The following is a 25,710-nucleotide window of genomic DNA, read 5'->3' as shown; positions in this document are numbered from 1 at the left end:
AGTTTTTTATAAGGGTAGCTGGTGCAAATGTTTGTCGAGGGGTTGAAATAAATTGCTGTCCTATGTGTGGCAGAAACTTAAAGGAGAATAACAAATAAACTACAAAAAACTACAAGCAATGCAAATAAAAAAAGCTAACTGTGGAGGGATTTAATTATGAAATCAGATTTAACTTTAGAAACACCTAGAAGCGTTGAATTAATAGAAGTAATTCATACAACAGCAACCAGAGGTAACGGATCAAATGAAAACCCAGTACGATTAGTTCATCAGTACTGGGATAAAAAAGGTGAACTTCTGGCTGAAAAAGACGATTATTAAATTTTTCTTTCTTCTTGCTTAGATTCATTAATATCAATAATCGAAGCGAGCATCAATTCTGATTCATATCTTTGGATATACCATTGCTCCATTAAATATTCAATTAAATTTATTAGTTGTTGCGCCTCATCAGGCTCAATATCTACTATTAAATTTATATCATTCTCCATGTGCGCTCCGATATTGCCTATTTGTCTGACACTATCTAAAACTTTTTTTACTTGAGGGGTGATTTCATCAGCAATAGCATCAATTTCTTGATAGAGATTTTTTTTACCAGAAACTTTCCAATAATCTCTAATCATCCCTTGTAAACATCTTCTTGATAAAGTAGCTGAAGCTTTAGGACTTAAATTGACAATTTTACAAGCTTCTTCATAGTCTTGTTTTACGGATGATGGAATATAATCAGGCAATGCTTTAGCATTGCTATCAGGTTGAATATTCCAACACATGTCTTTTACTTGTGAGCCTTTTCCTAATAATTCGATGGATGTTTTATTACAGTTAGGACAACAATAAAATTTAACAATACATTCATCATTAGGAAAATACCTACGACCATTTCCAGAATTAATTTCATCTTTAAAAATGTTAGAAGCGGCCGCAACTTCTCGATAAGTACTGTCGATTATTGGAAAATATGAATCACAAAATGGACACAAAAATCTACTTGCCATAAAAAAACTCCTTTTATTTTTATTATATCAAATAAAAGGAATGAAAAAAGACCGAATAAAAAATTTAGCCATAAAGTGGACGGTAGGATTCGAACCTACACCTCGGTAAATAGAGAACAAACACACGTTTAGACTCATTGAGTGAAAACACCACGTTCGCCCACAGCTTAGAATATGAGACTAGAGGCAAATGAGCCTCCAGTGCTCAATAATTTGGAAACATTTTTTGACTTTCCTTATAAACAAGAAAAGCAAATTTGATAAAAAGCAATGTGTCAAAAGCTTTAATCATCTCCTTCTTGTTTTGAACTGACTTAATCATATAGTTTAAAACTTAAATTGAAATTAAAAAAATAAGAATGTTTTGTGAACAAAATAAAGAAAAGGTTAAGGAGGAATGGTAAATAATGGCTAAATTGTTTGAAATAGCAAATAGAATTCAAAAACTGGTTAACGAGCATGATGAACCTATATTTTGTCAAAAAGATAATTGTCCAATATGCCAAGAAATAGACGTGTTGCGTTTGCAGTTAGGTATTCCAATTAAGAAGCGGGAGAAAAAAGATAAACCACCGCAACGTGATAAAAGCATTTACGGTAAGAAAAAACCAACCTATGTTTTTTCAGCAGAGAAAGATGGAAACACTGAAATATTTTACAAAACAGATTCACTTGCAAAATATGTGGGGTGTTCACCTCCAACAGCATCAAGACGAGCGGCAGATGGCATTAAGGTGAATGGGTACAAGATAACAAAAACAGCATTTGAGAATGGATCATAGTAATAAACAAACGAAAATTTTAAGGGGTGGTATTTTGAGGTTTCAATGGCTACAGGATTATCAAGAATTAGAAGACCAAATTTTATATCTAAAGTGGAATCTCAATAAAAGCAAGCTAGAGCTTGATAGATGGGTATATGGAGATTTGTCAGAAATTAAAATTGAAAAGAACTCTAGATCATCATCCCTTGAAAACAGTATTGAGAAAATGACAGAAGAAATAGAACGGCTGGAAGAACAAAAACAAGAAATGATAAAGCTCGTTAACTCTTTTTCAGGTATAGAAAACGAAATAGTAAAACTTAAATATGTTGATAATCTGACATTAGAAGAAATAGCAGAAAAAACTGGTTATAGCACGTCTTACATAAGACAAAAACATGCTAATGTCAGAAACATACTAAAATTTGTTGATGAATACGAAGCAGCAAACAATGACAGACAAAAGAAGATTTCAGAACTAGAGTATTTTGAAAATAATCGGACTAAAGATAAACAGATTACTTTATTTTGAGATGTTCACTAAATGTTCGCTCATTGTATGCATGTAAGTATTGAATCATATGCGTTATTCTTATAACGTAGTAATTTTTCAAGAAATAGTTGAGCTGCCATACTCCAACTTACTTGAAGATTTGTCATGTGACCGACTGGCGTTTGCTGGTCGGGTATTGAATGAAGATAGCTTTAATAATCGTAGTGGAGGAAAGGGTAGACGCTAAGTATAGCTTTGGATAAGTTGTTCAATGAGTACAGCCTAGCTGAAAAAGGAAAGCTTAAAAGGGGTAGGGAGAACAACATGCAAGGTTCGATTCCTTGCCTACGAATAAGCAAGAGTTTTCGCCTAGTGTCGACTGATGGCGATGTAATACATTTTCCCTTGTAGCGAGAATGTTCTTTTTAGATAGAAAACCTCTTTCCCCTATCTTAATTGGTAGGGTTTTTGTTATAATTAAAAAAAGGAGGTATTCTATGGGTAATAATACTGAACTAAAATATACAGTAATTTATCAATCAAAAAAAAGACGATTTGATCTTTCAAAAATTTTACCAATCATTATTTCATCAGCAGCTTTATTTTTATCACTAATTACTTTTTATGATAATAAAAATAAAGAAGTATTAACCTATAACATATTAACTACACCAGATTTAACATCCAAGATTACAATTGATGGTGTAGAGTTAGAAGCAATTGTCCCAAGTATTGAAAGGGTTACAGGATTTATTGACAAAACAGCCATAATTTTTTATACAGATGGAGAGTATAAAAAAGTATCAGAAATGCCTACAAGTAACTTCTTAAAAGAAATACCTTGGTATAAAAGAATATTTCCTAACAAATTAACTACTTCTGCGGGATTATCTAAGTTTAATACTATCTATACATCAAAGGACGGTTCTATAAATTATTCATATTATTTTTTATTTATAAAAGGAATAGATGCTTCGAAACATCTACATATGATTACATATTGTTGGGATAAGCAAAAAAATGAAGTATTAACAAGAAATTATTCCAATATAGAAATATTTCAAAATGAATCTGGTGAAGTATATGAAGCGGCCTTTTTAAAAGCAAAAGAGGACTATTTTAAATTACAGAAAGATTTAAAAACAGCTGAATTTTGGTAAAATAAATAATATTCTAACACTCACAATCGTGGGTGTTTTTATTTTGTGAAGAAAGGAGTATTAAGGATGTCAGACCTAACAAAAGATAACAAATATAAAACAACACCAGCTGAGAAAAGGCTTTTGGAAGTGTTGGTAAACCCTGATTATCTTGGAAAATCAATTACTGAAATCTGTAAGGTGGCAGGAATCAGCAGATTTAAGTATTATGATGCAATGAAAAAAGAAGAATTCAGACAATTAGTAAATGATACAACAATGGATTTGATTAAAGGAAAGGCAGCTGATGTTCTTAATGCTACCTATAAATTTGCCATGACTGATAAAGGACATCAAGATCGAAAGATGTTGTTAACAATTGCTGATATTTATAAAGATAAGCAGGAAGTGAAACATTCAGGTGTGATGGATATTAAGCAAGAAAATTCTTTAGTAGGACTATCTTTCGAGGAATTAAAAGAGTTGGCTTCGAGCAGATATGGAAGTGATAAAAATGAATCAACTTGATAAAGATTTAGCGAGGAGCTATTTTTTTCACTATTGTTTTATAATGGCAAAAGAATTTTATAAGCCAAATAGAAATTATTTAGTTTCTTTATGTGATGAATTACAAGGATTTTTAAATGATGATAAGCATGATGTATTAGTTATTAATGAGCCACCTAGACATGGAAAATCACGTACTGGCGGTAAATTTGTGGAATGGACTTTAGGCAACGATCCAACTAAAAAAATTATGACGGGTTCATATAATGAAACGTTGTCAACAGTGTTTTCTAAAAATGTGAGAAATACAATACAGGAAACGAAAGCAGATGAAAATATTATCGTCTATTCTGATATTTTTCCAAATGTATCTATTAAGCATGGTGATGGCGCTATGAACTTATGGAGTTTAGAAGGACAGTATAATAATTATCTCGCCACTTCTCCTACAGGAACTGCAACAGGATTTGGTGCTGACATCATTATTATTGATGATTTAATCAAAAATGCTGAGGAAGCTAATAATGCTATGGTGTTAGAAAAACACTGGGAGTGGTTTACGAATACAATGTTATCTCGTTTAGAGACTGGTGGGAAAATCATTATTATCATGACACGTTGGCATTCAAATGATTTGGCTGGAAAAGCATTAAAAGAACTTCCTCAAATGGGTTTTAAGCTAAAGCATATTAGTATGAAAGCATACGACAAAGAAACAGATACAATGCTGTGCGATGAAGTATTGTCAAAAGAGGAATATTTTAGACGTTCTAAAACAATGGGAGCAGATATAGCAAGTGCTAATTATCAACAAGAACCTATTGATATTAAAGGCCGGTTATATCAAAAGTTATCTACATATGAAACACGTTCAGAATATATCAAGATTTGGAATTACACGGATACTGCTGACGCGGGTAAGGATTATTTATGTTCGATTGTATTCGGTGAAACGAATGACCATATGGCAGAAGTTTTAGATGTTATATATACTAAAGCACCGATGGAAGAAACGGAAATAGCGCATGCAGAGCAAATTAAAAATAATAAAGTAAACCACGTTAGGATAGAGGCAAACTCTGGAGGACGTGGTTTTTCTCGTAATTCAGAGAGAATCGTTAAAGAGCGAGGTTACAGAGGAGCGTATTACGAGACGTTTCACCAATCTGCGAATAAACAATCAAGGATACTATCCAATTCAGCACTTGTTGAAAACAATGTTCTGTTTCCATCTGATTGGAAAATAAAGTGGCCAGAATTTTATGAAGCGATGGTTAGTTATCAAAAAGAAGGTAAGAATAAGAATGATGATGCGCCTGACACTGTGACAGGAATTGTTGAAACATTGTCAGATGATAACAAAGCAGTATTTATTAAATTTTAGGAGGTGAGATTGTTGATAAGTCATGATTTAACGCTAAAAAAATATAAAAGATTAAGAATAAAGCATTCCACACGAATAAAGGACGAACTGTTTAATCCAAATGAATTTATGTCTGATATGAAACCTTATTTTGATGAACGTGAACGTAAATACTTAGCTTATACAAGTGAAGAAAATGAAATAGATAGTCGTCCAAAACCAAAAACTAATATTATTAAGGTTAATAACAAATTACATGCAGGTTTATATAATACAGTCGTTGAACAAGCAGCGGACCATTTTACAGGAATTCCTATTAAATGGGATTATGATGTGTCAGAGCAAAAAAGAACGATTTTAGAGCGTATGAAAGACAAGCTTTTTGGAAATATCATTGAGCAATCTAGTACACCGCAAGAATTTGATTTATTGGTTGACTATATCAGTGATATGAGATTTCCAATGCTTGATTCAGATACAGCAAGATTTCAAGGCGCTTGTGGTCTAGCATTTCGGTTGTTAGAGCCAGTAGAAACTGAAAACGGTTGGGAGTTAAGAGCGTCTAATATTGAGCCTTGGAAGGCAGAACGATTTGGAAATTCGGCGGTGTTAATTAAAGAAAAATATGATTCACATTTGAAGAAGTTTTATGAAGAAATGATAGTTATTACTGTTAACAGTATAACGACATATAATCGTTATGTTGAATACAGCGGATTAAGCGCAAGTGGTATGTTTAAGTTCATGGGAGAAGTGAATAATCCTTTGAAATGTATATATCTGTCAGAGTTTAAAAACAATACAAATCGTTATTGTGATTTTGATGTGGCTGAGGAAATAGCAGATGCATACGATAGGAGCCTATCCGACCAACAGAACGAGATTGAACAGTTTAAGTTAGCTTATATGATGGTGACTGGTTCAAGGTTACACGAAGAAGAAGCAGTAAATATGATGAACAATTTAGGGATTATCAATATGACTGACCCAAGTGCAAATGTTAGTTTTGTTACCAAAGATTTGAATAAAGATTATAACGAATACCATATGTCATTACTTAAAAAGACATTTTTTACAATTACTAAGTCAATTGATTTTAATGATGAGGTATTTAAATCCAATAGTTCTGGTGAAGCTCGTAAATGGCAAATAATCGCTCTTGAAGCTAAAACGAATACTAAAGAGCAATATTTTAGAGAGGGATTGAAAGAAGTAGCAGAAACAATTTCAGCGTTTATGGAATTTAAAGATAAGAAAAAAATAGATGTTAATAAAGTTATCTTTACTTTTAGCAGAAGTTTGCCGACAGATATAGGGTATTTAGCAGATGCCCTACCTAAATTAGCGCCTTATGTTTCTAAAAGAACTATTATGAATCAAATACCATTTGTTGAAGACGTTGACTATGAAATGCAAATGATGGATTTGGAAGGCAAGCAACAATACCCAGACAGCGATTATAGTAATTTAGGTGGTGGGACTGATGTCAAAGAAGCAAAAAGCGAGTGAAAAGTATTGGAATAAGCGAAAAGAGTTAGAAGATAAAATTCGTTTGAAAATGGAGAATAAAACACTTGATTATTTTAATCCAATTTTTCAAGAGGCCATCAAAAAAATACAAGAGAAACTTCTTTCTCAAGCAGATTTACATAAGATAACTTATGAAGAATTGATGACAGATTATAGTTTGCGAGATCAAAAACGGTATCGAGAGTATATTGATAAAAATTACAAAGAATTGATGAACTCCGATAAAAAATACCAAGAATTTATCGACGAGTTCTTTCCATCTTATGATTACGCAAAAATCAACCGATTATTACAATTGCGTTCAGATATTTTTAATATACTAGCAAATGAAGCAATGTCAAAAGATGTTAACTCAAAACTTAAATCTGATTTAGAGGACATTGTAAAACGAATGTATAACGCAAATAGTAATTTGTTTATGACTTTAGTTGGACCAGGAGATTTTCATGTTCTATCTGATAAAGAATTAAAAGCTATTTTAAATTATCCTTGGAGTGGAAAAACATTTTCTAATCGATTATGGGGCAATATATCACGTTTAGAACAGAGTTTGACACAAAGTATCGTTGGCTCTATTCAAAGTGGCGAAGGAGTACTAGAAGCGATTAAGAAGATGAAACACAACAGTGAAATAGCTGACATGTTCAAACAAGATGAAAGTAAATTTAAACAAGCAATAGAAAATCTTGTTAGAACAGAATATGCCCACTTTGCAGTTGAGGGGTTAAAAAAAGCAGCAGACGATGCAGGTATTAAAGATATGCAATCTTGGTCAGCAGAAGATGAAAGAGTGTGTGACGTGTGTGGAGACGGACCCAATGGTCGTCACGGGAAAATTATAAAAGATAATTGGCACCCGCCTTATCACACATTATGTCGATGCACTGAAATACCTAAAATGGCAGATATTAGTGATGATATTGATAAAATGTATGAAGAAATGTTTGGTAATTTGTTAGACGAGTTTGCGATGGATAAATTTGGGGTTAAATTAAATAAAAAATAGGAGGATATACTAATGATTGGATGTTTACATTGGTCAATCGATGGAGAATGTTGTGCATGTTGTGGGGCAAAAGTTCCGTTAACTCATTCTAAAAAAGAAGCACTTAATTACGGAGGGGAAGATTTGAAATCAGGTGGCAATCTTGATAGAAAAGCAAGATCATTGACAATTAACGGAAATTCAGTAGTTGGTACATCTATAATGATAAATTCTAACGGTATTGGAATGAAACAAATTTATGATATCAAAGGTAATAAATTAACGGTAAATTTAGATGGTGAAGAATTGATTCTTACGGAAGAAAAAGTCAAAGGATACATTGAACGAGAAAAAGATATTATGAAACGAATTGCCACAGGTAATTATCTAGATAGGTTTTAAAGTAATCTAACGATTGCTTTTTTATTTTAACTAAAAGTAGAAAGAAGGAATAGAAATGAATTTTGGGCAAGCATTAGAACAAGTAAAGTTAGGTAAAAGTATTAAAAGAAAAGGTTGGAATGGCAAAAATCAATTTGTTTATTTGGTTAAAGGAACTGACCTACAAAGTATTTTACATTACGGGTTCGGAGAATATGAGGGAGAACCTACTATCACTGATGTTTTAGCAATCAAAACAACTAGTAACCAAGTTCAAGTTGGTTGGTTAGCAAGTCAAAGCGATATGTTATCGAACGATTGGGAAATAGTAGAGTAAAAGTAGAGCAGAGCGCAGTAACGACAAAGTCTAATCACTAGGCTTTTTTATTTTGTCCGAAACGACATAAAACTAACGAATGTAGGGGCGTTAGCAACTATGGGCGTACAAATTATATCTAAAACGTAATGCGGGGCGTTAAAACGAATCGTGGGACGAAAAGGAGAATGTGTGATGAAAAACAAACAATTAATACCAGTTAATTTGCAACTTTTTGGTGAAGGTGAGGAAGGTTCGCAAACGCAATTTGGATTTGAGGATTTTAAAACATTTGTAGAGTCAAATGAGGATGCACAAAAATTTATTCAATCTCAAACTCAATCAGTTGCAGACAAACAGTTGGAATCTTGGAAAGCGAATAACTTAGATAAAATCAAACAAGAAATGATTAAAAGTTATGAGGAATCTAAGAATAACAAGACACCAGAACAAATTGAACTAGAACAACTAAAAGCAGTTGTTGAAGAAGAAAAAGCAAAACGAGTTACTAGCGAGAACAAAACTTATGTTGCGACTCAGTTATCAAATTTATCTCTTGATGAAGATTTAAAAGAAACAGTATCCGATTTTATGCTTAATAATCTTGTCAGTGCTGACACAGAATTTACTCAAAATGCAGTAGAAGCTTTCACAGGTGTTTTATCAACAATTAATGAGAAACATGCTGAAGCAATCAAAAGCATGGAAATGAACAATGCTTTTGGTAACAAAAATCAACAGCAACAACAAACAGGTTCAGAACAAGAAATAAAAGACCCGATGGCGCTGTTAGGCGAATCATTAGGAAAATTAAATATATAGGAGAGAAAAAACATGAAAAAAACGAATATTGGAAATTTAGAGTACCTAGACATTTCGCCAGCAATTAATGCTATGCAAGTGCCTAACACACCATTTTTATCTTGGTTACTTGGAGCAGGTAAAACAACTCCTGCTAAATCAACTGAAATTAAATGGAGAGAATACGACATTAATGAAGATGACTCATCTGGTCAACTAGAGGGTGGAAATTACGCTGATGCAGAATCTGGTAGAGTTTGGCTCAACAACTTTACAGAGATTTTCCGTAAATCAACATCTGTATCAGGCACCTTGGATGCTATCGATGTTAATGGCGTAGGTAATGAATTAACTAACCAAGTTGCTCAACGTGCAATGGAAATGAAAATTGATTTAAATCGTAAGTTACTAGTGGGGGTTAAAGCTGATGAGACGGCTTCTAAAGGTAGATTAACAAACGGTATTATGAACTTAATTAATGCAGGGAACATTATTAAGACTGCTTCCGCTACTGCCGTAACTCGTAAGGATATTGATAATATGTTCAAAGCGATGTATGACAAAGGTTATATGGGAGATAAGTTGCTATTAGCTTCACCAGATATGGTTGAATTAATCACAGACGAAGCTGACAAAGGTACTAAAACTTTAAACTTTGGCGAAACAGTTACATTTGGTTTGAAATTAGGAACAATCGTTTCAAACTTTGGTAGTGGTTCAATTTTAATCGAACCGTCTTTACCAGTTGGAACAATCATTGCTTTAGATACTAACTATGTTAACCTACGTCCTTTACGTGAGTGGAGAGCTGAAGAATTAGCTAAAACGACCGACTCTAAACGTATCGGTATCGTTGGTGAGTACACAATTGAGTACACTGCTTCTAACTCAGGAGCAATTTTAAATCTTGCAGAAGGTGGAGAGTAGTTTTAAAGGCTATTCTCTTTTAAATTTAGGAGGAAATTATAATGACTGAAAATAAAAATTTAACACCAGAAGAAATTAAAGCACAAAAAGAAGCTGAAAAATCAAAGAAAGCAGCAGATAAAAAAGCTAAAGCAGAAACTGAAAAAGCAGCTAACAAACTGGAATACCGTACTCACAAAGGCAAAAACTTTGTTGGGTTTGTTCATCCAGAAACTCGTAAATTGATTACTGTGAATGAAAAAGGGCGCTTATTTGTTGATGAAACAGATTTAAAAGCTATTGCTATTTTAGATGAGGCGCAGGATCTATATTTAGTTGAAGAATAGGAAGTGATTCTTTATGACTGATGAACAAAAGAAAGAAATCATTGAGTCACTAAAAAAACAAATGCCAGATGTAAATAAAGACAGAGCTAAATCGGTTCTGTCTTTAATTTTGCTTGAAATAGAATCTTATAACACTTGTGGGAAAGTTATTCCTTGGGGAAAGTTCACAGATGTGGTTGTAGAGGTTTTATACCAAACAATGAAGATTGAGCTGGATAAGTCTGTATCATCTGTCAGACGTGGCGATACGACTATTAGTTATGAATCTAGTAACGGGCAGGTTCAAAATTTATTAAGTGGTCATAAAGATTTAATTAAACGTCTGATTGGTTGTGATAACATGTTGAGGTTTTACTGATGAATGAAGCGGATATTTTAGCAACAACTTATTTAGATAGTTGTAGAATTGAAAGATTTGATGATGTAGAGAATAAGGAAACAGGTCTTACTGAGCAGAATTGGATAAAGATTTATGACGACGTAAGATGCGCACTATCACAAAATACTAGAAAAGATGACTTACCAGTCATTGAAGGAACAAACTCGGTTAATGTAACGTACGATGATCAAAAACTTTTTATAAGACCAGGAATTGATGTGGTTAAAGGTGATAAATTAACCGTTACGCAATCAACAGGCCATAAACACATATTATTTGCGAAGAAGCCCTTCTTTTATCCAACTCATACAGAAATTAATCTGACAGGACGTGATATAAATGGCTAGACAAGGGTATAGTATGAGTTCAAATGCGCAAAAAGTCATTGATAATTTCAAAAAGTGGACTCCTATTGCAGAGCAAGAAGGAATCGCGATGGTGAATGACTCTTTAGGTAAGATTCTAGAATTAATTACGCCACTAACACCAGTTAAATCTGGTAATTTAAGGCGTGGCTACAGAATTATGAAAGCTCGTAGATTGTCTTCAGGCAGAATAGTTGGTGCGTTGGTTAATAATGAAAAATATTTTAAATATGTTAACGATGGTCATAGAACTAAAAATGGTGGGTTTGTTAAGGGAAGATTCATGTTACAAAGAGCAAATAATCTAGCTAACATGACATATATACCTAAAAGATTCAAACAAATGGCGATTATTATTGCTAAGAAAGGATAGTAGATGAAAAATAGAGTAGTTAAGTGCTTGACGGATAAGTTAAAACAGATTGATAAAAGTGTAACTATCTATCTTGATTCTGTTATGCAATCAAAAAAAGAGTTTTACATAGTACTTAGTGTAGAAAGTTCAGGAACAGAAAATGTTGGTATAAATATTCAAAATAAGATGTTTGCTGTTGATATAGCGTTCGTTAATAGAAAAAATAGTAAAGAAATAAGTAAAAAAATTGTAGACTTCACAGAACAATGTGAGGCCTTTTTTAATGTTTTGGAAATTGATGGAAATGAAATATTTCCAGAAGATTATTTAGAGTTTGAGACAGATGGCGTGCAACATATTAATCTCACTGTTGCATTTCCACAATATATCGAATGGAGTGATAAGTGATGGCAGAAGCAAAAAGAAGTTCTACGGGAATCATATCAGTTGAAAAACCAACGTGGTTTCCACTAATAGAAGAAACAAGTGATTTCCCAACATATGGAACACCAATTACGATTGGTACAGCTGTAAGTATTAGCCCGACATTTAATTATGAGACAACGCAGGATTATGGTGACGGTATAGTTCAAGATCAATTTACTGCTTTTGGTGGGGCGGAAGTTTCTTTAACAACAAACGGTTATACAAATAAAGTGCTATCTGATATTTCAGGAGCAACTTTTGTTGGCGGAGGTATATTACGCTCTGGCGATGACATTGCACCAGATGGAGCGTTTGTGTATAGGAGAAAAAAATCCAATGGACATTATCGATACACTATTCTGTATAAAGGACAATTTGCATTAAGTAGTGATGAATCTCAGACGCAGGAAGGAAATTCTATCACATTTACTCATCCAGAATGGACTGGAACATTTGTTGATGTGCCAGGCATTGGGTATATGTGGTCTGTCGATTCAGACGATGATGGTGTTGATCCTGTTGTTATTAAAAACTGGTTTAGTGAAGTAAAAAAACCAGTTAATTATAAAGCTACGAAAAATACAGGAGGCGATAATTAATGGCTAGTAAGTTACAGACAACAATTAAATTAAATATAAAAGGCAAAGATGGAAAATATAAAACAAAGCAATATAAATCTGCTGAAATATTACCAGGATCCGTAATGGAAGATGCAACAGATTTACAAATTAAATTAGAGCAATCAACTCAAACGAACGATATGGAAGAAATTCGACCAGTTCTAAGAGAATGCTACAACTTTATAGCAGAAGTTATTTTTGAGGGTCAATTTACAGGACAAGAGTACCTTGATGGAATGGACGCAAGAGAAATATTAAAAGTAACAGGCCAGTTATTAGGTTCGGTGTCTACAGGGTATGACGCAGTCTATTCGGAACAGAAAAAAAAGTAACTGATTTGTTACAACATCCCTATTTTCCTTATACGCCATTATACAGAGAAATTGAATTAAAGCTAAATCTTCTTGAAAATGGCTGGACACTAAATGAAATAGAGAATACGGATTTAAATGAGTTGATGAAATTGTTCGCTTTTAGAGACGCAGTTAAAGAGCATAATGATGTGAAGTATCTCGATGAAAATACAATGTTCTAAGGGGGTGACACTTTTTGAACAATGAAGATTTAGTGTTGAAAATGATACTCGACGAATCTGGATTTACAGCTGGAATGAATAATGCCATAAAAAACTTAAATAAGTTTGATGGGCAAGTAGATAACGCAGGTCAAAAAGGTGGTCGCTCTCTTGGGGGGATTTGGACATCATTTGTTGGTAACTTTTTAGCTAGTGGTGCAACTAAAATTATTTCAACAGGAATGGGAGCTATTTCAAGTAGTGTTGATGGGGCGATTAGCCGTGTAGATACATTAAATAACTCTAATCGAGTATTTGAAAATATGGGATTTAGTGCTAAAGAAACGTCAAAAACGATGGATGCTTTAAAAGAAAGTATAAATGGGTTGCCCACACCATTAGACAGTGCGATTAAAGGAGTTCAATTAATTGCGTCATCTACCAACGATTTAAGCAAGTCGGAGGAGATATTTTCTGCGTTAAATAATGGGATACTCGGATTTGGAGGTAGTGCTGAAATGGTGGACAACGCCATTATTCAGTTGTCTCAATCTTTTTCTAATGGGAAAGTAGATGCACAAACTTGGAATTCCATGATTAATAGCGGATTAGGTCCTGCGTTAAATGCATTAGCAAAACAAATGGGGATAACCACTGGTGAAATGAAAGAAGGTTTATCGAGTGGCAAAATATCAGTTACTCAATTTCAAGACGCACTTATCGATCTAAATAAAAATGGTGGTGGCGGTCTAAAATCACTTCAACAAATAGCAAGTGATTCAACATCCGGTATTAAAACAGGTATAGCAAACGCAAAAACAGCGATTGTTCGTGGAGTAGCGGATGTTGTAACAAAATTAAATGATGGGCTAAAAGATGCTGGATTTGGAAGTATAAGTGAAATCATAGCTAACTTTGGTTCAAAATTTGAGTCAAGTTTAAAAAAAGTTGCGGAAATAATTCCTCCAACAATAAAAGGAGTAAAAGAGTTCTATGATACATTAGAGCCTTTTACTCCTCTTTTAATTGGTTTGGCGAGCGGTATAGCGACGTTGACTGCTGCTTTGAAGATTCAAAGTATTATTACAGGTTTAGTCGAAGGGTTTAAAACATGGCGCGATGTGACAAAAGGAGCAACTGTAGCGCAACAAATATTAAATACCACGATATTAGCTAATCCATTTGTAGCGATTCTAACAGCTGTGACAGGTTTAGCTGCAGGATTGATTTATTTATGGAAAACGAATGATAAATTTCGAGATATTGTTATCAAAGCTTGGAACTCAGTGAAAGAAACAATCGAGTCAATTTGTACAAGTATTAAAGATTTCGCTTTAGATACTTGGCAATCAATTAGTTCATGGGCCAGTGACTCAATAGCAACAATTAAAGAAGCTTGGTCAGGAATAATTAGCTTCTTTTCAGATATGTGGAATAGTATTAAAACAACTACTTCTGATGTTTGGAATGTGATAACAGGAGCTTTTAAGGAATATGTTACAACGATATTCTCTCCGTTCATTCCAATGATTGAATGGTTTTCAAATCTATGGGAACAGATAAAAACAATCGCAGCTTCATCATGGGAAATTATTAAATCTGTCATATTGGGTCCTATATTGTTATTAATTGATTTAATTACAGGTGATTTTACTAAACTAAAAGAAGATTTATCATTGATTTGGACCACTATTAAAGACAATGCTTCTATCATATGGAGCACGATGAAAGATATGGTAGTAGGTTACGTTAAGGCTATTGTAGATACAGCGGTTAATCTTTGGAATTCATTGAAAGATAGAACAATAAATACTTGGAATTCAACGATTGAATTAGGGAGAAGTTTATGGAATGGATTTAAAAGTTGGTTATCGACACTTATAGATAATTTAGTTCAGGGAACAGTTAAACAATGGAATAATCTCAAACAAGGGACAATTGATACATTTAATAATATTAAGGATGGGGCAAAAAGAGCTTGGGATACAATGATAAACAATGTATCAAATACTGTTGAAAATATTATCAGTTGGTTTGATAAGATTAAAGACATTAATCTTTTTGAAGCAGGTAAGGCTATTATCGATGGGTTTGTAGATGGACTGAAATCATCTTGGGAAGCTGGTAAAGACTTTGTTGGTGGAATAGGCGGATGGATTCGAGACCACAAAGGCCCAATTGAATATGATCGCAAATTATTAATACCAGCAGGTAAAGCTATAATGGATGGTTTAAGAAGTGGATTACAGACAGGTTTTGGTCTAGTTAAAAAAGACATTAAAGGTGTAGCGGGAGAACTAAATAATGAATTTACGGACCAACTAAACGCTCCGACTGTTAATCTATCAACTAAATCTAGAGGTACTGTTGAAAGCAACTTACTCAATACGCAAAATAGCTCACAGGATAAGAAATCATCATCAAGCGGCGATACGTTCAATATTAATTTACAATCATTAGGAGAATTATCTGAAATTCAGTTAATGAGAATGGCAGAACAATTAGTAAAATATATAAAAGATGTAAAAGATAGAGAAGATGCACCAAAAGGAGGGGCGTTCGGTGGAATTTAGACGAGGACAATTTCAAATTAATAATAAAAGCAGTGAAGAATTTAATGTATTTATGAGAGATAGACCCGAACGCCTTTCTTCAGGTCGCGTTATCGAATTGAGAGAAAGACCTGGAAATAGTTCAGCAGTTTTTGATTTTAAGTATTATAAAAATGTTGAATGGAAAATATTATGTTATGCAAAATCTCAATATTTGCATGATGTTGTTCACTTGGAAGAAAAGATTGCTAATTGGCTAGATATGAATTCATATAGCGACTTTTATTATTATTTTGACAGAGAACACATTTATCAAGCAATCGTTGTATCTCCTCCTTCGTTTACAGGTAAACGAGTCAATGGGAATTTAATTCCCTTTGATTTCTCAATCAGCTTAAAGCCGTTTAAAGAAACGTTTACTGGAAGAGAATGGATAGATTTAAAAAATGGGGATGAGTTGTATAATCCGAAAAATTATTCTTCTAAACCAAAGATTCATCTTTTGGGTAAGGGGGATATTTCTTTTTATATTAACGAAAAAAAATATGATTTAAAAAAGATAGATGATGAGATAATTATCGATTCTTTGTTAGAGGAAAGCTATAAGGTTGACACTAATAGAATGATTACACTAGATCACAAGACAACATTTTTAGACTTTCCAATGTTACCAAAAGAATTAATGCAAATAAAGTGGACAGGTAACGTTTCAAGATTTGAATTATTGCCTAGGTGGTGGACAAAAATATGAAACCAAGAATTTACTTGCCAACTGAAAAAGATTTTTCACACAACGGATTAGGTATTTTAACGGATACTTCACGTTGCGATGTGACAGAAGAGGCGAACGGTAAATATGAATTAGAATTAGAATATCCTTTAGAAAGTCGATTTAAAGATTATTTTGACAATGGGTATCAAATTAAGGCGAAACCAAACGATCAAGAAGACTATCACGTATTTGAAATCAAAAACACATATCAAGATACAATTAATAATTCAATTTTAGTGTATGGTCAATCACGAACGTATAAACTTGGGTATCGTGAAATTCAGATATTAGAGATTAGTTCTAAAAGTGGACAAGAAGCAATGAAAATGATTGAGGAAAACATGGATCAAAAATCCGATATAGCGTTATACTCTGATATCGAAACTGAATCATCAACACAATTTGAAGCGAGGAATGTTTTAAATTGTATTGCTGGTGAACAAGGTTCAATGCTCCAATACTGGGGTGGAGAAATAAAAAGAGAGCCTTTTAAGCTGTCTTTATTAAAAAGACGTGGACGAGATAATGTCGGTACTGTCAAATATGGAAAAGATCTCAATGGATTAAAAATAAGGTTAGACTGGTCATCTATTATTACTCGTGTTTTACCCTATGCAGATTTACAAAATGGTGATGATGGACAAACAAAACGAATTTACGGAGATAATGTTGACAGTGATTTAATTAAAAATTATCCAGACGTCTATTCTTATCATGTTCAGTTTACCGAGGAACAAGGTGTAACAGATTTAAAAAGTTTAAATAGAATTGCAAAAAATTATTTTAAATCAATTAACCCAGGTAGTGATAAACCGAAAGTATCAATCGAATTAGACATCGAAAAATTAACGGATTCCGAAGAGCTAAAAGAATTTAGTAAAATGAAGAACTATGGTTTATTTGATACTTTTAGCGTTTATCACAAGCTTTACAATATTCATATTGATAGTAAGGTCACAAGTATTGTTTATGATTCATTGAATGAAAAAAACAAAAAGATTATTGCGGGTGATTCTCGTATGTCCTTTTTTACTAAACAAAACTATGATTTACAAGAAACTATCAAAACTTTAACTAAAAAAGGTTATATGAGTGAGTTTGTAGATTATATAACGGGATTGATTAATGGTGTCGAAGGAGGGAGTATTCTTCAATATCCAAAAAACAAACCACATACACATTATTTTATGGATACGGATTCTGTTGATACGGCAAAAGATGTAATAGCGATTAATAACAAAGGGATTGGTTTTTCTCGTGATGGGTGGTTGGGTCCGTTTAAGAATGCTTGGGGGATTAATGGAGAATTGAATGCTGATTTTATCAAAGTTGGTATTTTAAATGGCGTGCAAATTCAAGCTGAAAACGAGAACTTTTTGATTGATATGTTTGATGGAAAAATCAAATTCATTGATGTAATGTCTGACAAAATATTAGGTCAATTGTTCTCATCAAGTAGTGCTTCCACTGGTAAAGTCAATGGTTTGGCAATTTCACAATATCCAGGGTATATTTTCTCATTGAATTCAGCCGATGGAAATGGAAAATCAACAGCCGTCTTTCAAATACCTGCAGATTCTACTATTGATAAACCGAAAGCAAACATTTTTGGCGAAGTAAACATTAAAGGAAGTCTTTACGTTAACGGAGTGAAGATTGATACAAATGGTAGCGGTCAAGGTGGTGGCTCAACAAGTGGTTCTTGGAACGGTCAATACCCACCAGAATTGACAAACCAAGGTCAAAAGTTTGCTTGGGAGTTATATCAGATTCTTCTTTCTCTTGGCTATACTAAAGCAGCAGCATGTGGAATTTTAGGAAATGTTGAAGGCGAAGCAGGACCAAGTATGAATCCCGATGTTGTACAAGGCGGTGGTAGTGGACCAGGTTATGGATGCGTTCAGTGGGATGGTTCGGCTTATCCATTAGTCGGAAGTCCAACGTGGGATGGACGAGAATATGTTCAGCGTTTAATGGCTAAAGCTGGTATTAAAGATGATTACACTACATATCAAGCACAAGGAAAACTAATTGATTGGTGTATGTACAATGGACAATGGATTGGTAAAGTCAATCCAACTAGTGTGTCAGCTTTTAAAAATTTAACAGACCCACAAGTTGCAGCAACTGCATTCGAATTAAACTTTGAACGTCCTGCAGCCGCACATCCAGAACGTAAAGCGTATGCGTTAAACTGGTTTAATCTATTTAGAGACTTAGATGTACCAAGTAAAAAAGGTGAAGAAGGATTAAACCATTTAGAAAGTTTGGTTGGTCGAACAATAGGCAATGGTCAATGCTATGGACTAACTGCTGAATATTCAGGTTATTTAGGCGGATGTGGTTTAGGTGCTGGAACAAAATATGGATTTAGTCATGTTATTGGCAATACCATGTCAGCGTCAGATATTGGTTCTGCTTATAATTGGTCAGCTGTTGGATGGAAAGTTATTAATAATCCGCAAATCAGCGATTTAGTAGTAGGAGCGATTATTAATTGGTCGCGTGGTGGTCGTGTTGGAAGTTGGTATGCTGATGGTGTTTATGGCCATACTGGTGTCATTAGAGGACTAGAGGGCGGTAAGATTCAAACATATGAACAAAATACCGAGTTAGGACAAGTGTGTGGGAAATTAGAACGTGCTTATTATTCACCAAATGACATTGCTTCAATCGTCATTCCACCTAAATAAATAGATAAGGAGGTAGACAATGACTAAAATAGTAAAATGGAAAAAAACGTTGTCTACAACGGAACCATTTAATAACATTGGCTTGGTTAAAGTCAGACAAGATAATACGTCTGAAACATGGCAAATACGAGTAACGGAAAACAATAGACCTTATGATTTTTCATCACGAAATATCAAAGAGGTCTATTTTAATACAAAGTTTTCAAGAGATAGAGTAGTCGAACAACGTGGTGAAATCATAGATGCTAAAAAAGGGATTATTCAATACACAATGAATAATCATGACATGCAACAAGCTAATCCGCTTCAAGCAGCTTATTTTGAATTTAGAACTGAAGATGGTTCTTATGTTGATTCAACACAAACATTCTTTTATCACATCATTCCATCAAAATACCAAACATGTACTGATGGCAGTTCATATATTATTCGATTAGAAGAATTGTTTAAGTTATACCAAGACTTCTATAACCAACAAAAACAAGATGCGATTGATTATCAAAAAGACCAAAAAGACCTGTGGGAGAAGTTTGTAGAAAGCAACAGAGAAATCTTAGAGTCGATTGATCCAGGCGGTAAAATTCTGATTGAGTTGATTGATGGAAGATACTCAAAAATGTTAGACAAACATTTTTCAAGTTTACAATCTAGAGGTGATTATTTCGATGATCAGTTAGGACTATTGTCCGTTTCAGACAACATCGGGAAATATGAAATTAATCCTGACAATTTAGTAAAACTTGGTGAGAAATTAACTGATTCTCAAATTATGCAACGAGCGATTGATTTTTGTGAACAATATAATCGTGATTACAGTATCCGTTTAGGTCGTTTTTATGAGATAACAGAAACACTAAGAGTTTCAATGAATCGCCCATTTCTATTCATACGAGGTGCTGGTGGAGGTCTGATTAATAAACAAGATGATTTCATGTTTTCTGGGAGAGAAGATAAGTGGTCTGGTGGTTTATATTTTAAAAACGTTAAGTTTAAAGAAGGGACATCAGAACACGCTTTGATTGAAGGAGGAAGCAAAGGAAAAATCATCCAAGTGATTACTGATGGATGTAGTTTTCATAAAACACCAACCTTTATCAAATCAGAAGAATTCTTACAAACAGTTAGAATTTTAAATACTGACATTATTAATATTACAGATTACTTTATCGATGCTCGAAATGTTTATGATGTTAAGTTTGATAATTTCTTACACGAAGCTTCGACAGGTGGACTTTTAAGATTAACAGAAACAAGTACAAGTAATTATGCTGCGATGAGTTTAGCTATTGAAAATGGAGTGATTGAAGGGATTTCTAAGCAACCAGCAATTTCAACAACTCACTTAATACGTGCCAATTTCAACAATCTATATTTTGAGGGCAATGAGTTTCTAGACATGGACTTGTCAAATGGAACAAAGCCACATGTTGGATTATCTATTAATAATTGTTTTTTTGGTGACAATGTTAATCCGGACAAAAAAGCTGGAGTTAAACTTGGTGATATGTACACAGAAGTTTTGTCTTACGATCTTTCTAGCAATACTTCTACAAATACACCGATTTTTGATTTTAGCAAAACGAATAGAAATGTGAATGTTGATGTGTCTAACTGTATGGTGCTAGATGGCAAATCGATATACGCTGAACAAACAGATAAAATGACATCTTTAAATAAAAAGTTAAGAATAAAAAAATTAGCTGAAAAAACAGGTATGAATTTTAGAATTAATTTAGATGAGTATTTTGCCTTTTTTGTAGAAAATGAAATCTATGTTTCAGCAGTTTGGACAAGAAAAGGTAGTCCATTATACAAAAATAAGTTCGTAGGTCATTTAGTTTTTAAAACAGGTATGAAAGATGGAAAAACAATGATAAAAGTAGAATTCAGACCAACGATGTCGTATACAAACACTAATTTTAATGATGATTCGACAGTACAGCTAGAGCCTGTCTGGCAATCAACGCTTAATGAATATTTACCAGTCACGTCAACTTTTCAAAAGGTGACAGACAGTATACTACTAAAAAATATATCAGGAACACAAGAAGTGCTTGATAAGTGTAACTATTTTGTCGTGAGTGATATATTAGGAATATAAGGAAAAACCAGTTGTATTTTATAGTTCAACTGGTTTTAATTTAATATTAAAGAGGTTTTTAAAATACTTATTTTGGATCAAACACATGATAATAGCAAAAGAAAAAACTAGTAATATTTGTATAAATAAATTTGGGGTGGAACTGAAGTAATGCTGAATAGTGAAAACAGGAATAATGTGCCAATAGTATAAATTTAAAGAATTATATGAGAGCCAATTCGTATATCTATTATTTAATTTAGGTAATATTTTTTTATTTGAAATAACCATCCAAAGAATTAAACTCATTAAAACGCCATAAGATAGATAATATGGGAATGGAGGATATTTAAATTGACTAACAGCTCCTCCGTTTGTTGAAAATAATCCTATTATAAAAATAATAAATGAATATAGTAACAAAAGTAAATTTTCTTTTTTTGTCTGTTTGATTATATACATACCAATCAAAGCGACAATTAAGTAACCAAAGGAATTAGAAAGTATAATATCAAAAATTAATTTCTTAATGCCATTGGAGCCTTTGGCATAAGTTGCTAACATGTACTGAATAATTAAAAGTATTGATATAAGAGAGAGTTTTGAATACATTTTATTAGTCAACCGGCTTACCTTTAAAAGCAAGGGATTGAATAGAGCTATTGTAAAAAAAATTCGTATAATCCAAACATAGCCTATACCAGAAATTAGAGAATACGAACCTAAAATGCTTTTTAAATTAAAATTGTACTTCTTGGCAACAAATATATTAATAATAGTAAAAACAATAAAAAATATACTTAAAAAAATCCAAGCTGGAATAATTAACCGGTTTAATCTTTTAATAACATAATCTTTGTAAGTTTCATTAGGCTTGTATGTAAGAACAAATGACATACTCATAAGCATCGTCATGAGAACCACGTCAAACACTCTAATATTAAATAATAAATTCGGAAGATTTGTGTGAGCTAACATGATTAAAATAATGGCTAATGCTCGCAAAAAATCTATCCTATAATCTCTTTTGACTGTCAAAATAACAACTCCTTTTTTATATTATGATAATTATATATTGAAAGGAAAAATAATACTATTGAAATTTGAATTCCTTTAGAGAATGACTATCTTGTCATTCTTTTTTTGTGAGGTGATACAGTGAAATTTTTCAAGGGATTTGGGAATGGCTTGTTACTAGTCATTCCTATTTGGCTTGCATTATATATTTTAACGAGGTGAGTTATGAATGAGATAAGTGAAATGTTGGGACAGATCGTTGGTGTATTAAATCATATCAACAGTATTTGGGTGTTACTTGGTGGTTTTGGAATAAATCAAAGTTACCATATTTTTAAACGATGGCGAAAGAAAGGCGTGATTACTCTAGACGAACGAGTATCACAGTTAGATACACTTGTTAATAATTTAGTAGAAAGCAATCAAGCACTAGCACACGACAAATTATACGAAAAGTGTACGCAATATATTAATCGAGGTAGTATAACAATTGGAGAACTCGATAATTTAGAGTACATATTTACTTCGTATAAAAAATTAGGTGGCAATGGAACTGGTGAGCATTTGTATTTAGAAGCGAAAAAACTACCAATTAAAGGAGGTGAGTAGATGAAAATAGATTGGAAAAGAAAATTATCAAGTCGCAAATTTTGGATGGCGGTCACAGGTTTTGTGGTCGCTATTTTGTTTGCATTTAACGTAGCAGATGTCACAGTTGAAAAAGTAACAAGTATTATTTCTGCAACAGCTATTTTGATTTCTTATATTTTAGCTGAAGGTTTTGTTGATAGCCAAAATGAAAATGATAAAGAAGAGTAGTTGTCATTCATTTGACGGCTATTTTTTATGAAAGAAAGGATGATTAGATGAAAAAGAAAAGTAGGTCTATTTTGTTAGTGGCAATTTGTTTAGGTTTATTAACTCCAGTAACAGTCGTTAATGCTGGCAAAGGTGATCAAGGGGTTGATTGGGCCATTTATCAAGGAGAAACAGGTCGTTTTGGTTACTCAACGGATAAATTTGCAATTGCTCAAATTGGTGGCTATAATTCCAATGGATTATATGACCAGTGGACATATAAAACACAGGTGGCAAGCGCAATCGCTCAAGGCAAACGAGCTCATACGTATATTTGGTATGACACCTATGGAAGCTTATCCATTGCGAAAACAACATTAGATTACTTCTTGCCTAAAATTCAAACGCCTAAAGGGTCAATTGTTGCGTTAGACTTTGAAAGCGGGGCAAGTAGCAATAAAACAGCAAACACAGATACCATTTTGTATGGCATGAGACGAATTAAAGAAGCCGGTTATACACCAATGTATTATTCTTATAAGCCCTTTACACTTCAATACGTTGACTATAAACGGATTATAAAAGAGTTTCCGAATTCGCTATGGATTGCAGCTTATCCAAACTATAACGTCACACCGAAACCGAATTACAACTATTTTCCAAGTATGGACGGAATAGGTATTTTTCAGTTCACGTCAACGTATATTGCTGGTGGATTAGATGGTAACGTAGATTTAACAGGCATTACTGATAGCGGATATAAAAATGGACAAGCATCTAAACCAGTAACAACACCACCAGCAACAGAAGCTGGAGAAGAAGCAAATCAAACGTCTAAAAAAGATATTAAAGTTGGTGATACGGTCAAAGTCAATTTTTCAGCGACAAAATGGACGACAGGTGAATACATTGCAGATTTCGTCAAAGGTTCAAGCTACAAAGTTTCTGAATTATCTGCAGATAAAACAAAAGTTTTATTGGCGGATGTAAATTCTTGGATTAGTCGAAGTGACGTCGAAATACTCATAACAGACAAAACAGAAGAAACATTAAACAAAGAACCTCAAGCACAAACTTACACCGTTAAATATGGCGATTCTCTTTCATCTATTGCGGAAAAACATAATACAACTTGGCAATCATTAGTAAGTTTGAATGGTTTAAGCAATCCTAATTTGATTTATCCTGGTCAAACATTAAAAGTCATTGGAACAGCCACAAGCAGTTCTGTTTACTATCATGTTGTTTGGGGAGATACACTTTCTGGCATTGCTTATAAACAAGGAACAACTGTACAAAAGATTAAATCATTGAATAATTTATCAAGCGATCTAATTTATGCTGGAACAACTTTAAGAGTTAAATAGAAATTTTTACGTACCTTCTTAATAGGAGGTGCTTTTATGAAAACAGGTAAATTAGTAATAGATATGTCTAATCTTAAAGCAGAATTAAAACTGATTGATGATGTGGACATGGATCGTTACAATCGAGCTTACATTAAAGCTATTGATATGATTATATGTAAAACAGGAAATATTAATCATGTCATAGTAGAATATGAGTATTTTAAAAGCCTAGTCCATTAATTTGGATTAGGCTTATTTTTGTTTATTCATTTTATAGTAAATAATATCATTTGCTATATGTGTTCTAGTTTTTTGCTTATTACTAAATAAAATTGCTATTGGTTTCTTTATTTGAAAGAAACGTCCTTTTTTCCCATAAAAAGATAACCTAGTATGAAAATAGTTTATATATTCTAGCAAAGAGAATATATATATAAATACCTGGATTACTATTTGAGATTCAGTAAAACTATCTAGCGTTCCTATGATAATCATTGTTGTAAGCACTAGTAGTATAATATCTATTATTTTGAATAGATGATAAATTTTTCCAATAACATATCTATTGATTACACGTCTTTTTTTCACTCTATTTATAGTCAATTTCCAGTATAAGGCTCCCTCAGCTAAAATGATAGAAATGACTAAAATATTAAAGAATGTTGGTAAATTTATCTTTGTAAGAGAAAAGTCACACAACATGAGATAGAGAAATGGAAACATTATACAACTGAGTAATTCTTCCCAAAAAAGAGAATTGAGTTTTTTTAATAAACTTTCCATAAATACTATCTCCTTTTTAGTAAAAACTATGTGTTGTCCGAATGGTTGTAAGGTGTTTAATAGTCCTATACAGTTATTCAAAATAAAATTGCAAACTTTAATTAAATTGCTATGTAATTCTTATTAATACTTACGTTCTACTTTTTTCTTCTATATTATACACTATACATTGTTATTTATGGAAATAAGTTCGCTGCATTGTTTTTGACATGAAATTGACATAGTTTTGAATTCGAAATTTGTTTAGCTATGCCTAAGTTAATTTGAAAAGTGTTTATTTGTCGGTGTTTAGCATTGCATAATTTAATATGATTATCTGAAAAATGAGCACCGTGAAACAAAATAATTTTTTCTATTATAAGCTAGAAACCTTGTATAGTAAGGGTTCTAGCTATTTTTTTGTGCTTAAATTTATCGAATGAATACGGTTTGTTAAAAATTAACGTAATTAGCAAATCTTTGAGCCGTTTTTTC

The 25,710-nt window shown here is 32.9% G+C and carries 31 protein-coding genes; 28 read left to right on the top strand and 3 right to left on the bottom strand.

The genetic code is table 11. The features are described from left to right. Positions 1 to 156 precede the first annotated feature (156 nt). The gene (locus JNUCC83_RS05345) at positions 157 to 321 is read left to right on the top strand and encodes a hypothetical protein (protein ID WP_454461184.1); all 165 of its coding nucleotides are present in this window, start codon (positions 157 to 159) and stop codon (positions 319 to 321) included. On the opposite strand, the gene JNUCC83_RS05340 is transcribed toward JNUCC83_RS05345, so the two are convergent. Continuing rightward, entirely contained in the window at positions 318 to 1,001 is a 684-nt protein-coding gene (locus JNUCC83_RS05340; protein WP_454461183.1) for a DUF4145 domain-containing protein, read from the bottom strand. The genes JNUCC83_RS05345 and JNUCC83_RS05340 overlap by 4 nt on opposite strands. Positions 1,002 to 1,408: 407 nt before the next feature. Here JNUCC83_RS05340 and JNUCC83_RS05335 point away from each other — a divergent pair, with 407 nt between their 5' ends. The 23 genes from JNUCC83_RS05335 (at position 1,409) to JNUCC83_RS05225 (ending at position 21,310) form a co-directional block, all read left to right on the top strand. Then, positions 1,409 to 1,783, top strand: coding sequence for a hypothetical protein (locus JNUCC83_RS05335; protein WP_454461182.1), 375 nt, complete (start codon positions 1,409 to 1,411; stop codon positions 1,781 to 1,783). 34 nt (positions 1,784 to 1,817) lie between these two features. Continuing rightward, positions 1,818 to 2,297, top strand: coding sequence for a sigma factor-like helix-turn-helix DNA-binding protein (locus JNUCC83_RS05330; protein ID WP_454461181.1), 480 nt, complete (start codon positions 1,818 to 1,820; stop codon positions 2,295 to 2,297). Between the two features lie 458 nt (positions 2,298 to 2,755). Further along, on the top strand, positions 2,756 to 3,418 hold the full coding sequence (locus JNUCC83_RS05325) for a hypothetical protein (RefSeq protein ID WP_454461180.1): 663 nt from the start codon (positions 2,756 to 2,758) through the stop codon (positions 3,416 to 3,418). 66 nt (positions 3,419 to 3,484) lie between these two features. Beyond that, positions 3,485 to 3,925, top strand: a complete 441-nt coding sequence (locus JNUCC83_RS05320) for a phBC6A51 family helix-turn-helix protein (protein WP_454461179.1) — start codon at positions 3,485 to 3,487, stop codon at positions 3,923 to 3,925. After that, a complete protein-coding gene (gene terL / locus JNUCC83_RS05315) occupies positions 3,912 to 5,288 on the top strand; it encodes a phage terminase large subunit (RefSeq protein ID WP_454461178.1) in 1,377 nt (458 codons plus the stop codon). The genes JNUCC83_RS05320 and terL overlap by 14 nt, the downstream gene beginning before the upstream one ends. 12 nt (positions 5,289 to 5,300) lie before the next feature. Then, positions 5,301 to 6,776, top strand: coding sequence for a phage portal protein (locus JNUCC83_RS05310; RefSeq protein ID WP_454461332.1), 1,476 nt, complete (start codon positions 5,301 to 5,303; stop codon positions 6,774 to 6,776). Next, a complete protein-coding gene (locus JNUCC83_RS05305) occupies positions 6,751 to 7,803 on the top strand; it encodes a phage head morphogenesis protein (RefSeq protein ID WP_454461177.1) in 1,053 nt (350 codons plus the stop codon). The genes JNUCC83_RS05310 and JNUCC83_RS05305 overlap by 26 nt, the downstream gene beginning before the upstream one ends. A gap of 12 nt (positions 7,804 to 7,815) precedes the next feature. Further along, positions 7,816 to 8,184 carry a hypothetical protein gene (locus JNUCC83_RS05300; RefSeq protein ID WP_454461176.1) on the top strand — a complete coding sequence of 123 codons (369 nt, stop codon included), beginning with the start codon at positions 7,816 to 7,818 and terminating at the stop codon, positions 8,182 to 8,184. A 55-nt stretch (positions 8,185 to 8,239) separates the two neighbouring features. Further along, the gene (locus JNUCC83_RS05295) at positions 8,240 to 8,500 is read left to right on the top strand and encodes a DUF2829 domain-containing protein (protein ID WP_454461175.1); all 261 of its coding nucleotides are present in this window, start codon (positions 8,240 to 8,242) and stop codon (positions 8,498 to 8,500) included. 174 nt (positions 8,501 to 8,674) lie between these two features. Next, the gene (locus JNUCC83_RS05290; RefSeq protein WP_454461174.1) at positions 8,675 to 9,301 is read left to right on the top strand and encodes a capsid assembly scaffolding protein Gp46 family protein; all 627 of its coding nucleotides are present in this window, start codon (positions 8,675 to 8,677) and stop codon (positions 9,299 to 9,301) included. Between the two features lie 12 nt (positions 9,302 to 9,313). Further along, positions 9,314 to 10,207, top strand: coding sequence for an SU10 major capsid protein (locus tag JNUCC83_RS05285; RefSeq protein WP_454461173.1), 894 nt, complete (start codon positions 9,314 to 9,316; stop codon positions 10,205 to 10,207). Positions 10,208 to 10,248: 41 nt separating this feature from the next. Continuing rightward, complete coding sequence (locus JNUCC83_RS05280) at positions 10,249 to 10,533, top strand: hypothetical protein (protein ID WP_454461172.1); 285 nt, start codon at positions 10,249 to 10,251, stop codon at positions 10,531 to 10,533. Positions 10,534 to 10,546: 13 nt separating this feature from the next. After that, on the top strand, positions 10,547 to 10,891 hold the full coding sequence (locus JNUCC83_RS05275; RefSeq protein ID WP_454461171.1) for a hypothetical protein: 345 nt from the start codon (positions 10,547 to 10,549) through the stop codon (positions 10,889 to 10,891). Next, entirely contained in the window at positions 10,891 to 11,259 is a 369-nt protein-coding gene (locus JNUCC83_RS05270; protein ID WP_454461170.1) for a hypothetical protein, read from the top strand. Before JNUCC83_RS05275 ends, JNUCC83_RS05270 begins: the two co-directional genes overlap by 1 nt. Then, positions 11,252 to 11,650, top strand: a complete 399-nt coding sequence (locus JNUCC83_RS05265) for an HK97 gp10 family phage protein (RefSeq protein ID WP_454461169.1) — start codon at positions 11,252 to 11,254, stop codon at positions 11,648 to 11,650. Before JNUCC83_RS05270 ends, JNUCC83_RS05265 begins: the two co-directional genes overlap by 8 nt. Positions 11,651 to 11,653: 3 nt before the next feature. Beyond that, entirely contained in the window at positions 11,654 to 12,040 is a 387-nt protein-coding gene (locus JNUCC83_RS05260) for a phage tail terminator family protein (RefSeq protein ID WP_454461168.1), read from the top strand. Continuing rightward, a complete protein-coding gene (locus JNUCC83_RS05255) occupies positions 12,040 to 12,657 on the top strand; it encodes a major tail protein (protein ID WP_454461167.1) in 618 nt (205 codons plus the stop codon). The genes JNUCC83_RS05260 and JNUCC83_RS05255 overlap by 1 nt, the downstream gene beginning before the upstream one ends. Further along, entirely contained in the window at positions 12,657 to 13,010 is a 354-nt protein-coding gene (gene gpG / locus JNUCC83_RS05250) for a phage tail assembly chaperone G (protein ID WP_454461166.1), read from the top strand. The genes JNUCC83_RS05255 and gpG overlap by 1 nt, the downstream gene beginning before the upstream one ends. Before the next feature lie 5 nt (positions 13,011 to 13,015). Continuing rightward, the gene (locus JNUCC83_RS05245; protein ID WP_454461165.1) at positions 13,016 to 13,213 is read left to right on the top strand and encodes a hypothetical protein; all 198 of its coding nucleotides are present in this window, start codon (positions 13,016 to 13,018) and stop codon (positions 13,211 to 13,213) included. Between the two features lie 41 nt (positions 13,214 to 13,254). Continuing rightward, on the top strand, positions 13,255 to 15,765 hold the full coding sequence (locus JNUCC83_RS05240) for a phage tail protein (protein ID WP_454461331.1): 2,511 nt from the start codon (positions 13,255 to 13,257) through the stop codon (positions 15,763 to 15,765). Beyond that, positions 15,755 to 16,495, top strand: a complete 741-nt coding sequence (locus JNUCC83_RS05235; protein ID WP_454461164.1) for a phage tail protein — start codon at positions 15,755 to 15,757, stop codon at positions 16,493 to 16,495. Before JNUCC83_RS05240 ends, JNUCC83_RS05235 begins: the two co-directional genes overlap by 11 nt. After that, on the top strand, positions 16,492 to 19,209 hold the full coding sequence (locus JNUCC83_RS05230; protein ID WP_454461163.1) for a phage tail spike protein: 2,718 nt from the start codon (positions 16,492 to 16,494) through the stop codon (positions 19,207 to 19,209). Before JNUCC83_RS05235 ends, JNUCC83_RS05230 begins: the two co-directional genes overlap by 4 nt. 19 nt (positions 19,210 to 19,228) lie before the next feature. After that, positions 19,229 to 21,310 (top strand): BppU family phage baseplate upper protein, encoded by a 2,082-nt coding sequence (locus JNUCC83_RS05225; RefSeq protein ID WP_454461162.1) that lies wholly within the window; start codon positions 19,229 to 19,231, stop codon positions 21,308 to 21,310. Between the two features lie 18 nt (positions 21,311 to 21,328). On the opposite strand, the gene JNUCC83_RS05220 is transcribed toward JNUCC83_RS05225, so the two are convergent. Beyond that, the gene (locus JNUCC83_RS05220; RefSeq protein ID WP_454461161.1) at positions 21,329 to 22,327 is read right to left on the bottom strand and encodes an acyltransferase family protein; all 999 of its coding nucleotides are present in this window, start codon (positions 22,325 to 22,327) and stop codon (positions 21,329 to 21,331) included. A gap of 204 nt (positions 22,328 to 22,531) precedes the next feature. Between JNUCC83_RS05220 and JNUCC83_RS05215 the strand changes: the two genes are divergently transcribed. From JNUCC83_RS05215 to JNUCC83_RS05200, 4 genes are read left to right on the top strand one after another with little or no spacing between them, the layout of a single operon-like run. Then, positions 22,532 to 22,915 (top strand): hypothetical protein, encoded by a 384-nt coding sequence (locus JNUCC83_RS05215; protein ID WP_454461160.1) that lies wholly within the window; start codon positions 22,532 to 22,534, stop codon positions 22,913 to 22,915. Further along, positions 22,916 to 23,125: a hypothetical protein gene (locus tag JNUCC83_RS05210; protein WP_454461159.1), complete on the top strand. Its 210-nt coding sequence runs from the start codon at positions 22,916 to 22,918 to the stop codon at positions 23,123 to 23,125. Between the two features lie 47 nt (positions 23,126 to 23,172). Next, positions 23,173 to 24,471 (top strand): LysM peptidoglycan-binding domain-containing protein, encoded by a 1,299-nt coding sequence (locus JNUCC83_RS05205; protein ID WP_454461158.1) that lies wholly within the window; start codon positions 23,173 to 23,175, stop codon positions 24,469 to 24,471. 36 nt (positions 24,472 to 24,507) lie between these two features. Continuing rightward, complete coding sequence (locus JNUCC83_RS05200) at positions 24,508 to 24,693, top strand: hypothetical protein (protein ID WP_454461157.1); 186 nt, start codon at positions 24,508 to 24,510, stop codon at positions 24,691 to 24,693. A 12-nt stretch (positions 24,694 to 24,705) separates the two neighbouring features. On the opposite strand, the gene JNUCC83_RS05195 is transcribed toward JNUCC83_RS05200, so the two are convergent. Continuing rightward, complete coding sequence (locus tag JNUCC83_RS05195) at positions 24,706 to 25,236, bottom strand: hypothetical protein (protein ID WP_454461156.1); 531 nt, start codon at positions 25,234 to 25,236, stop codon at positions 24,706 to 24,708. Positions 25,237 to 25,710 lie beyond the last annotated feature (474 nt).

The organism is Vagococcus sp. JNUCC 83, from assembly GCF_053667615.1.
The sequence above is the reverse complement of the archived record's forward strand: the minus strand, read 5'-3'. Positions and strand labels throughout refer to the sequence as shown.